The 11,101-nt window shown below is 68.1% G+C and carries 9 protein-coding genes; 7 read left to right on the forward strand and 2 right to left on the reverse strand.

Translation table 11 applies throughout. The annotated features are described in order from the left end of the window. Positions 1 to 14 precede the first annotated feature (14 nt). Positions 15 to 1,904 carry an asparagine synthase (glutamine-hydrolyzing) gene (gene asnB / locus CA984_RS09045; RefSeq protein WP_165781170.1) on the forward strand — a complete coding sequence of 630 codons (1,890 nt, stop codon included), beginning with the start codon at positions 15 to 17 and terminating at the stop codon, positions 1,902 to 1,904. Beyond that, positions 1,883 to 3,232, forward strand: coding sequence for an oligosaccharide flippase family protein (locus CA984_RS09050; protein WP_086570202.1), 1,350 nt, complete (start codon positions 1,883 to 1,885; stop codon positions 3,230 to 3,232). Before asnB ends, CA984_RS09050 begins: the two co-directional genes overlap by 22 nt. A 4-nt stretch (positions 3,233 to 3,236) precedes the next feature. Here the strand turns inward: CA984_RS09050 and CA984_RS09055 are convergent, their stop codons facing one another. Beyond that, positions 3,237 to 4,529 (reverse strand): hypothetical protein, encoded by a 1,293-nt coding sequence (locus CA984_RS09055; protein ID WP_086570204.1) that lies wholly within the window; start codon positions 4,527 to 4,529, stop codon positions 3,237 to 3,239. 389 nt (positions 4,530 to 4,918) lie between these two features. Between CA984_RS09055 and CA984_RS09060 the strand changes: the two genes are divergently transcribed. The 5 genes from CA984_RS09060 to CA984_RS09080 are packed head-to-tail and all read left to right on the forward strand — an operon-like array spanning position 4,919 to position 10,522. After that, positions 4,919 to 6,073, forward strand: a complete 1,155-nt coding sequence (locus CA984_RS09060) for a glycosyltransferase (protein ID WP_242675828.1) — start codon at positions 4,919 to 4,921, stop codon at positions 6,071 to 6,073. Next, complete coding sequence (locus CA984_RS09065; RefSeq protein ID WP_086570208.1) at positions 6,070 to 7,113, forward strand: NAD-dependent epimerase/dehydratase family protein; 1,044 nt, start codon at positions 6,070 to 6,072, stop codon at positions 7,111 to 7,113. The genes CA984_RS09060 and CA984_RS09065 overlap by 4 nt, the downstream gene beginning before the upstream one ends. Beyond that, on the forward strand, positions 7,106 to 8,104 hold the full coding sequence (locus CA984_RS09070) for an NAD-dependent epimerase/dehydratase family protein (RefSeq protein WP_086570209.1): 999 nt from the start codon (positions 7,106 to 7,108) through the stop codon (positions 8,102 to 8,104). The genes CA984_RS09065 and CA984_RS09070 overlap by 8 nt, the downstream gene beginning before the upstream one ends. Beyond that, positions 8,101 to 9,141: a glycosyltransferase family 4 protein gene (locus tag CA984_RS09075; RefSeq protein ID WP_086570210.1), complete on the forward strand. Its 1,041-nt coding sequence runs from the start codon at positions 8,101 to 8,103 to the stop codon at positions 9,139 to 9,141. Before CA984_RS09070 ends, CA984_RS09075 begins: the two co-directional genes overlap by 4 nt. Further along, a complete protein-coding gene (locus CA984_RS09080; protein WP_086570211.1) occupies positions 9,125 to 10,522 on the forward strand; it encodes a tyrosine-protein kinase domain-containing protein in 1,398 nt (465 codons plus the stop codon). The genes CA984_RS09075 and CA984_RS09080 overlap by 17 nt, the downstream gene beginning before the upstream one ends. On the opposite strand, the gene CA984_RS09085 is transcribed toward CA984_RS09080, so the two are convergent. Further along, a partial coding sequence (locus CA984_RS09085; protein ID WP_086570212.1) for an arsenate reductase/protein-tyrosine-phosphatase family protein occupies positions 10,500 to 11,101 on the reverse strand: 602 nt, incomplete at its 5' end. The two genes, CA984_RS09080 and CA984_RS09085, sit on opposite strands and share 23 nt — an antisense overlap.

An 11,101-nucleotide genomic window follows, 5' to 3' on the forward strand; every position in this document is an offset into this window, starting at 1 on the left:
CCGGAATGGCTTCGATGTCGCATCCGGACCCCGGACTGGTCCGCCGCATGTGCGACGTGCTGGTGCACCGGGGACCCGACGGCGCGGGCTTCCACAGTGACGAACACGCGGCACTCGGCATGCGCCGGCTGGCGATCATCGATGTGGCGACCGGCGACCAGCCCGTCTACAGCGAGGACAACCGGGTCGTGGCCGTGTTCAACGGCGAGATCTACAACTTCCCCGAACTCCGCGAGATGCTGATCGCCAGGGGGCACCGGCTGCGCACCGCGGGAGACTCCGAGTGCCTCGTGCATCTCTATGAGGAGTTCGGTGTGGATCTGGTGCACCGGCTCCGGGGGATGTTCGCCTTCGCCATCTGGGACCGGGATCGCCGACGCCTGGTCCTGGCCAGGGACAGGGTGGGCAAGAAGCCTCTCTACTGGCGATCCGACCACTCCTCGATCCGGTTCGCGTCCGAGTTGAAGTCCCTCGCGCGGGACCCCGGCATGGACCGGGAGATCGACCCTGTCGCCCTGCATCACTACCTGACCTACCTTTACGTCCCCGCACCGTGGTCCATCTACCAGGGCGTTCACAAACTCCCGCCCGGCCATGTGCTCGTCTGGGAGGACGGCGGGATCACGGTCGACCGCTACTGGCGGCTGAACCGTGTTCCCCGGCCCGTGGTGGACCAACGGGCGGAGGAGGAGCGGCTACGTGAGCTCCTCCTGGAGGCGACGCGGATCCGCATGGTCAGCGAGCGCCCGCTCGGAGCGTTCCTGTCCGGCGGCGTGGACTCCTCCGCCATCGTCGCCGCCATGGCGATGCAGAGCAACGAGCCGGTCAAGACGTTCAGCATCGGTTTCGAGGACAGCCGGTACGACGAACGTCACAAAGCGCGGATGGTCGCCGACCGGTATTCCACCGATCACCACGAGCTCGTCGTCACGTCGGACCTTCTCGACGTCCTGCCTCGCCTCGCGTGGCACTTCGACGAACCGTTCGCCGACTCCTCGGCGATTCCCAGTTTCTACGTAGCCCAGCTCAGCCGGCAGCATGTCACCGTCGCGCTCAACGGAGACGGCGGAGACGAGTGCTTCGGCGGTTACCAGCGCTACGCGCTGATGGACCAGACCCGCAGAATCCCGTGCATCCCTCAGCCCTTCGCGGCGATGCTCGCGCGCACCGGCGCCCTCATCAGCGAGCGGAGCGCCCCTAAATCCCGGTCCCAGCGACTGGGCCGGCTGATGGGGTTCACCGCGGCGCATCCGTCGCAGCGCTATGCCCGTCTGATCTCCTACTTCACGCCGGAGCAGAAGTCCGCGATCTACAGCGACCCGCTCCGGGATCTGCTGGCGGAGGTGGACAGCTACCGTCTGCTCGAGGAGGTCTTCCAAGACTCGTCGGCGGAGACCGACGTCGGCCGTGTCCTGGACGTCGACACACTCACCTACCTTCCGGGCGACCTGCTGGTCAAGGTCGACATCACAACGATGGCCAATTCGTTGGAGGGCCGCTCGCCGTTCCTGGACCACCACCTGATGGAGTGGGCGGCGGCTCTTCCCAGCGCGTTCCATGTCCGCCGCGGCCAGACCAAGCTGCTGCTCAAACGAGCGGTGGCGCCCTGGCTCCCTCAGCAACTGCTGCGCTATCCCAAGCAGGGCTTCGGTGTGCCGCTCGCCGCCTGGCTCCGCGGCGAACTGCGGGAGCTGGCCCACGACCTGCTCACCGACGACACCGCCCGCGGCAGGGGCCTGTTCCGGCCGGCGGCGGTCCAGGAGTTGCTTCGGCAGCACATCGACGGCGTCGACCACAGCGTCCGGCTGTGGGCGCTGCTCCAGTTCGAGCTCTGGCACCGGACGCACGCCGTACCCGGCACGTGGAGCCGAGACGAGGTTCAATGCCCCGTACCGCAGATCTGAGCTCGCCCCTCGGCAGGGTGGCCCAGACCATCGGGAGCCAGACGGTACGGGTGCTGCTGGGCGCGGTGACGGGCGTGCTCATCGCACGCGCCATCCAGCCCGAAGGGCGGGGGATCTACTCGGTCATCGCGACCACGGCACTCACCGCCATCGTGCTGGGCCACCTGTCCGTCGAGAAGTCACAGATCTATCTGTGGACGGACCAGACACGGCAGCGTGCTCTCCTCGCCAACGGCCTCGTCCTCGGCTTGACCCTGGGAACGGCCACCGCACTGGCCGGGCTGGCGCTGATGACGGCCGGCGCGATGCCGACGACGTCTCCGCTGCTCGCCCTGGCACTGCTCACCGTGCCCTTCGGCGTGGCGGCCACGAACCTCAGAGGCATCGCGTCCCTGCAGTCGCGGATGGACATCGTCAACCGCGGGACCATCGCCACCGCGTTGTCCCAGTGCCTGCCGCTGCTGGTCTTCACGGCTCTCGGCCACGTCACGGTGACCACCGTCATCGTGTGCTGGGTGACGTCCATCATCCTCCCCTTCGTTCTCCTCGTCCGGTCGCTCCGCCCGCGTCCCCGACGGATGGAGGGCAGGCTCGCCTGCCGTCAACTCGCCCTCGGAGGCCGCTATCACCTCGGGCTGGTGGCTTTCTACCTCCTGATGACCGTTGACATCCTGCTCCTGAACGCCCTGAGCTCCGCCGCCGCCGTCGGGATCTACACGGTCGCGGTCACCATGCTCTCCCTCGCCGGCATCCCGGCGGAGGCGATCACCAAGGTCGTGCTTCCCCGGCAGGCCCACGGCGACATCCATCACGCCGAGCAGATCACCGCTCGCGCCCTCCGGATCAACCTGGTCCTCTCCTCGGCTTTCATCGGGGCGTTGGCCGCCGTCTCCCCCGTGCTGATCCCGCTGGTCTACGGCCGGTCTTTCGCGGGCAGCGTCGCCCCGCTGCTGGCGCTGGCCCCCGGAACGATCGCGCTCTCCCTGATCCGGCTGGTCGAACAGTATCTCGTACGGCTCGGCCGGCCGATCTCCATGACTCTCATCTCCGTCGGCGCTCTGACGGCGAACGTCCTGCTCAACGTGGCGTTGATTCCTCGATGGGGCGCGCTGGGCGCCGCCCTCGCGTCCACCGCCGCCTACATCCTCATGGCCTCGATCGAAGTGTCATGGTTCGCGCGGTCGGCGCGCCTCCCCCTCCACGCCCTGCTGCCGCGCCCGTCCGATGTACGCGCGGTGCTGACGCCTGTGGGTTCGGCGCTGGCACCGCTGACGCCTTCCAAGGTGATCGCCCGGCGCCGCCGCCGGTCCGGGCAGCGGGTCGGCTGAGGACTCATCCGTCGACGCGGGTCACGGTGGAGGGCCCTGCCTGCGCGTTCGAAGCCCCACCTGTGCGGTCAAACCCTGGAGACACGACATCACCTGCAGGCTGCTCTCCGTCCCGCGCTTCCTTCGTCCACGCCACTGCGGCGAGCACGCTCGTCACCATGATGATCGGTATGCGCTGGCGGAAGATGAGGCCCATGTTGGCCATGGTCGTCGCGTAGGCGATCGTGCCCGGGATGACGAACGACAGGAGAATGAGGAGTGTCACTCGGTCCTGGCGCCACAGTCGGCGCGCTCCGCGCACCGCGTTGTAAAGCAGGAAGTACCAGATGAGCACGTCTATCTTTCCGAATTGCAACACCGGGCCGCCCTGGGTCCAGGGGAACGGAGACAGGAGCGTGTAGAGAAGTTTGGGGCCGATCGCGTTCCACGGGTTGCCGCCGTCTTCGAAATCGACACCCGACCCTCCGTCTCCGTTGGCACGACGGATGACCTCCGACTGGCCGAGCTCGAGCTGCTCCTGGATCACCCCCGTCGGGGCTCCGTCGTAAACACCTCCGAAAGTCAGGAGAGCGAACGCCAGCAACACCGCGAAGGCGAACACGCGCCGCATGGAGAACGCCTTCCCCAGGCCCGCCAGACCAAGGATCAGCGGCACCGCGCACATGAAAACCATGTACGGCCGCACGTACCACAGCGCCCACAGCAGCAGCGCGAGCGTCAGCAGCCTGCGCATGTCGAAACGGCGCGCGATCGCAGCGCCCAGACCAATGCTGGTGACCACGAGGAAAGCGTTGAAACCGTCTTTGTAGGTGTCCGAGGTGTGCAGCAGGAATGCGGGCATGAATGCCGACACGACAAGCAGCATGAATGCTGCGCGATCATCGGCGCCGATCAGCCGTGCGAATTTGTACACGACGACGCAGAGCGCGCAGGCGAGGAGCGCGACGACGGCGGTGCAGGCGAGTGGGGCAGGCCCGTCGCACAGGTAGACGACGATCGCGAAGACCTGACACGGCACGGCGACGGAGGCCAGGTAGCTCATGTCCTCGGCCGTGACGAACTGGAAACCCTCGCGCTTCCAGTATTCGACGATTCCCAGGGCCCTGCTCTCGTACCCCATGTTGTCGCCGCCGTAGTCGAAGACACCGCTCCGCATCACCAGGACATGGACGGCCAGCCGGGCGGCGAACGCGGCCAGCAGAACCGGCAGCACCCGGCGCGCCACTCCCGCGTCCAGGTTCACGTGAACGATAAAGGCGAGCGCCACCGCGGCGGCGACGACGATGAAGTATTCCATGGAAAGCGACCTTCAGTCCGCGTCAGGACGACGCCACAGGAACCGACGGTCGATTTGAACCACCGGCGAGCGACTCCGCGACGGCGACGCTAGCGCCAGGGCCGGACAACAGCACGCCCGGAGGTCGCCCATGATCCGGTGATTACCTTTCCCTGCCGATTCTTTCCGCCAGAGCATTCCATCGGGTGGTCCCCGTGGCCATAAGACGGCGCGGACAGCCACAGTGCCTGGCAACGTGACTCGATCACGTGCAGGTAGGGAGCGAGAAAACATTTCACCACCGTCGCGACGGCGCGGGCGGAACGGGCCGAATCCCTAGTTAGCTTTTCGAGGTGAGCCACGCCTGTCATCGAGGAGCCCATGTGAAGCCGGACCGTCGGATCCGTGTCATGGAAATAATCGCCCGGATGAATGTGGGCGGCCCCGCCACTCAGGTACTGGGACTGTCCGAAGGACTGAACCCCGATGAGTTCGACCACCGCCTCTACACCGGTTACGTCGACGGCGGCGAGGGCGAGCATCTCCGGCTCCGCGACTCGGCAGTGCGGGTTCACCGGGTTCCCGGCCTCGGCCGGTCGGTCAGGCCCGCCGACGACGTCCGAACCCTGATCCGCCTGATCTCCCACATGCGGGAGTTCCGCCCGCACATCGTCCACACCCGGACGGCGAAGGCGGGCGCGCTCGGCCGTACGGCGGCCCGCCTGTCCGGTACCGGTTCGGCCCGGATACACGTCTTCCACGGCCACCTCCTGCACGGGTACTTCTCACCGCCCAAGCGCCACCTCTACATACAGTCCGAACGGTTCCTCGCGAGGATGTCCGACCGGTTGGTGACGGTGGGCTCCCGGGTGCGCGAGGACCTGCTGGCGGCCGGGATCGGCCGTCCGGAGCAGTACGTCGTGATCCCCCCCGGCGTCCGGCTGGGCCGGGTTCCCGACCGCAGGACTGCCCGTATCTCTCTGGGCCTTCCGATGGACGCGCCCGTCGTGGCGTATGTGGGCCGCCTCACCCAGGTCAAGCGCCCCGACCGGTTCCTCGATGTGGCCCACACGGTGCTCCGGAGCGTCCCCGGGTGCCGCTTCGTCGTCTGCGGAGACGGCGAGCTGGGCCCAGAGATGGGACGGGACGTCGGGCCCCTTCACGACTCCTTCCACCTGCTGGGGTGGAGGAGAGACGTGGAGACGGTCTACGCCGCGGCCGACGTGGTCCTGCTGACCTCTGACAACGAGGGCATGCCGCTGAGCCTCATCGAGGCCGGGATGGCCGGGACTCCGGTCGTCTCCACGCGTGTGGGAAGTGTCGCCGAGGTGGTCAGGGACGGTCACACCGGGCTGCTGGCCGCGCCCGACGCCGGCGAGCTGGCGGCGCACACCGTGCGGCTGCTGTGCGACCCGTCGCTCGCGCGCCGGATGGGCGACTCCGCCCACCGCTGGACGACGGCCTCGTTCGGCGTGGAGCGACTGGTCGCGGACACCGAAACCCTTTACCGGTCGCTGTGCGAGGCGTACCGGTCTCGCTCGGTCCTGGAGGGAACGCCCAGATGAGAATCCTTGTGACAGGGGGCGCCGGGTTCATCGGGGCGAACGTCTGCCGCGCGCTCACCACCCGTTCCGAGGTCGAGAGCGTCACGGTCCTGGACGACCTGAGCAGCGGAGACCTCCGGAACCTCGACGGCGTCGGAGTGGACGTCGTGACGGGGAGCATCCTGGACGAGGGTCTCCTGGCAGAGCTCGTCGGCGGCTCCACACACGTGATCCACCTCGCCGCCCGGCCCTCGGTGCCCCGGTCCCTGAAGGACCCCCTGGCCACGCACACTGTCAACGTCACGGGCACTCTCCGCGTGCTGGAGGCGTGCCGGGGGAGCCGGCCGCACCTGATCCTCGCGTCCTCGTCGTCGGTCTACGGCGATCGCCGGGAGCCGCGCAAGCACGAGGACCTTCCCACCCGGCCGCTCAGCCCGTACGGCGCGAGCAAGCTCGCCATGGAGGCCTACGCCCTGGCGTACGCGGAAAGCTACGGCCTGCCGGTTCTGCCGTTCCGCTTCTTCAACGTCTACGGCCCCCTGCAGGCCGCCGACCACGCCTACGCGGCCGTCATCCCGACGTTCGTGTCGGCGGCTCTGCACGGCCGTCCGGTGCCGATTCATGGGGACGGCAACCAGGCGCGCGACTTCACCTACGTGGGGTCGGTGATCGCCGTCCTCGTCGACGCGGCCGTCCACCAGGTGACGAGCCGAAAACCGGTGAACCTCGCGTTCGGGACGCGCGCCTCCCTGCTCTCTCTCAAGGACGCCCTCGCCTCGGTTCTGGGCCGGCCGATCGAGGCGACGTTCCTTCCCCCACGCACGGGCGACATCCGGGAGTCTCAGGCCTCTCCCCGGCTGCTCGTCGATCTGTTCCCCGGCGTGCGGCCCGTGTCTCTGGACGACGGGCTCCGCATGACCGTGGCCTGGTTCGAGAAGGCCATGACTCATCTCCCAACCGCCGGAACGAGCCGGGTCTGCGTACCTGATGTCGCCTCTTCGCCATCCACAGGAAACCAAACAGCCTTTCATCACATGAAATCGGGAGAAGTCGGTGAGTAACTCAACAGGGACCACGTACCTGATAACCGGGGGAAGCGGTTTCGTCGGATCCCATCTGACCGACGCCCTGCTCGCGCGGGGGGACTCCGTCGTGATCTTGGACAATCTGTCGACCGGACGTTCGGCCAACCTCGCCCACGCCGTCGGGAACCCCCGTCTGCGCGTCGTCCACGGCTCGGTTCTCGACGAGCTCATGGTGGACGAACTGGTGCACCGGTGCGACGTGGTCGTCCATCTCGCCGCCGCGGTCGGCGTCAAGCTGATCGTCGAGCAGCCGCTGCGGTCCTTGACAACCAACATCCGCGGCTCGGAGATCGTGATCGAGGCGGCGCACCGCTACCGACGGAAGATCCTCGTCACCAGCACGAGCGAGATCTACGGAAAGAACTCCGGCGGCCCTCTCACCGAACTCTCCGACCGCATCCTCGGCAGCCCGGCGGTGGTCAGGTGGGCCTACAGCACGGCCAAGGCCGTCGACGAGATCCTGGCCAACGCCTACCACAAGGAGCGCGGCCTGCCGACGATCATCGTCAGGCTGTTCAACACGGTGGGACCACGTCAGAGCCCGGCCTACGGCATGGTCATCCCCCGCCTCATCCGGCAGGCGGTCAGCAACACGCCGCTCACCGTCTTCGGCGACGGCACGCAGACCAGGTGCTTCGCCCATGTCGGGGACGTGGTCGACGCGCTGGTCAAGCTTCTCGACCATGACGGCGCGGTCGGGCAGACCTTCAATGTGGGCTCCAACGATGAGGTGAGCATCCTGGAGCTCGCCAAACTGATCATCGGGTTCACCGGGACCACGGCCGGGGTCGACCTCATCTCCTACGCCGAGGCGTATGAGGAGGGCTTCGAGGACATGACCCGCAGGGTGCCCGACACCACGAAGCTCCGCGAACTCACCGGGTGGGTGCCGAAGCGGTCGCTGGACGACATCCTGGCCGAGACCATCGCCGAGACCCGCGCCGATCTGGCGGCGTCGCAGCGGTGAACGGCGCCGGCGTGATCATCGCGGGCGCGACCGGCTGTCTGCTGACCGCCGGAACCACCCCACTGCTGGGGCGTCTCGCGCTGCGCTGGGGGCTCACCGATCAACCGGGGGGCCACAAGGTACACGAGCGGTCCATCCCCTATCTCGGCGGCATGGCGGTCATGCTCGGCACGATCGTCCCGTCGGCCGCCCTCCTCGGCATGACCGACAAACGGGCCGCCACGATCATGATCGCCGCCCTGGCGATCGCCTTACTGGGGCTGATCGACGACCTGTCGTCGCTGTCCCCGCTCACCCGGCTGGCGGTCGAGGCGGTGGCGGCCCTCGGGGTCGTCCTGGGCGGAGTGCAGGCGACGGTGACCGGAGGATGGCTGGACGGCCCGATCACCGGGCTCTGGATCGTCGTGATCACCAATTCGTTCAACCTGCTCGACAACATGGACGGCGCCCTGGGAACCATCACGGCGGTCAGCGCCGCCTTCCTCGCGGGCATGGCCTTCGTCTACGCGCAACCGGCGATCGGGCTGCTGCTGGTGGCCCTGGCCCACGCCAGCCTGGGATTCCTACTGCACAACTGGGCGCCGGCGAAGGTTTTCATGGGGGACGCCGGGTCGTTGTTCATCGGATTCGTCATCGCCTGCTCCGCCGCCCTGCTGGTCACCGGGAGGAGCACGGACACGGTGATCGCCGGCTTGCTGCTGCCCACCTTCGTCGCGACCGTCGACACCGGTGTCGTGATCCTGTCGAGGAGGAGGGCCGGACGGCCGCTGCTGCAGGGAGGAACCGACCACGTCTCCCACCGGCTATGCCGGCTCGGCCTCAGCATAAGGATGACGGCCGCCGTTCTCGCCGCCGTGGCGGCCGCCACCGGCGCTCTTGCCCTGGCGATGGCCCTGGGCTGGATCTCACCGCTCATCGCGACGGTCGCCGCGATCGGGGCAGCTCTCATCCTCATCAATCTGCCGCAGCGCGTGCGGGTCTACTCACCGAGCGGGCCCCAGAAGCACCCGACCATCATTCATGAAAGGCGGCGATAGTCCGGTGGGACTCCTCCACTACGTACGGCTCGCACGCAGAAACTGGCCGCTCATCCTGCTGGCGTTGATCATTTCAGTGGCCGCGGCGCTGGTCGTCACCATGAACACGCCGCCCAAGTACGTCGCGTCGACCTCCATGCTGGTCTCCGGTCACGACAGGGAAGGCAGCCTCTCCACCGCCTACCAGGCGGGGGTGCTGTCGGCGCAGCGGGTGAAGTCCTACGCCAACCTGCTGACCAGCCGCCGAGTGGTCAGCCAGATCACCGGGGAGGAGGACGTCGAGCGTCTTCAGTCGAACATCACCGCCGAGGCGATCCCCGATACCGTGCTGCTGCGGGCCACGGTCACCGACACCGACGCCGCACGCGCCGCGCGGCTGGCCAACGCCCTGGGCGCCACGTTCACCCGGTTGATCAGCCAGTTGGAGCGGCCCACTCCCAAGAGCCGCGCCACCATCAAGGTCACGGTGGTGGACCAGGCGGATGTGCCGAAGAAACCGGTCAGCCCCAGGCCGCTGGTCAACCTGGCGCTGGCCCTGGTGATCGGGCTGTCCGTCGGCGTCGGCTCGCTCGTCCTCCGCGACTATCTGGACACGACCATCAAGACGAGTGAGGTACTCCAGGACGCGACGAAGAGCTCGATTCTCGGGATCATCGGCTACGAGCGGGCCGCTCGCCGCCATCCCCTGATCATCCGTAACGACGGCCGATCCTCCAGGTCCGAGGCGTTCCGGGCGCTCCGCACCAACCTGCAGTTCATCGGCGTCGACCGGCAGCCGAAATCCCTCGTGGTCACCAGTTGCCTGCCCGGTGAGGGGAAATCATCGATCTCCGCCAACCTGGCGATCACGCTCGCGCAGGCCGGGTGGCGGGTGATTCTGGTGGACGGGGACCTCCGCCGCCCGCGCATCCCGAGCTATCTCGGGATCGAGGGGGCAACGGGCCTCACGGACGTGCTGATCGACAAGACACGGCTGAAGGATGTGATCCAGACTTGGGGCCAACCGGGTCTCTCTGTCCTGCCCAGTGGGCAGATTCCACCGAACCCGAGCGAGTTGCTTGGCTCGGAGGGGATGCGTGCGGTGCTCGGCGAGCTCGTGGACAGCTACGACATGGTGATCATCGATGCGCCGCCGCTGCTGCCGGTCACCGACGCCGTGGCGCTCGCGGCGCTCTGCGACGGCGCACTGCTCGTCGCACGATACGGCAAGACCCGGCGGGAGCACATCGCCCGCGCCGCGGGAATGCTGTCGTCGATCAATGCCCGTGTGGTGGGCACCGTCCTGAACTTCGTGCCGGCCAAGACCAACCGGCACTACGGCTACGACTATGACTACGACACCGAGGCCAAGGCCAAGGTCAAGACGCCGGTGAATGCGTGAGCAGCCGGAGCGGGACGGCGAGTGATTTCGCGATCCTCCGTCCCGCCGCCCGGTGGGCGAGCCAGGAGCGGCCGTAGGGGTCGGGGATGTCGGGCCGGTCCACATGGACCAGCCCGCGCAGCGCGCGCACCTCGGCGACCAGTGCGCGGGCCCGCCGTACGGGATCCTCGTGCCGGCCGACCGCGTCGGCCGGCACGGCCCGGGCCAGTGCGCCGAACTCGGCGATGGTGAAGGCCCGGGTGACCGCCGGGAGATGTCCGGCCACCGACGTGGCGCGGTGCTCGGTGGTGGCCGTCAGCACGAGGTCGGCGGTGGCCAGCAGGCCGGAGGTCAACCGGCGGGAGACGAACCCGCCGGGATCGCCGCCGAGCCGGACCAGCACGCGCCGCGACCGCTCGGCCATCCGCCTGCCGGGCTCGGCCCGGGTGCCGGCGCTGATCACCTGAAGCGCCGGGCACGGCCCCAGAACCGACCGGGTCAGCCGTTCCGCCAGCGGAGAGCGGCAGAGATTGCCCGTGCAGACATACAGGATGCAGAACCGGATCCCGTCCCCCGGACCGTCCGGCTCCTCCCCCGGAA

The sequence above is a fragment of the Streptosporangium minutum genome, assembly GCF_002149035.1.
GTDB lineage: Bacteria > Actinomycetota > Actinomycetes > Streptosporangiales > Streptosporangiaceae > Streptosporangium > Streptosporangium minutum.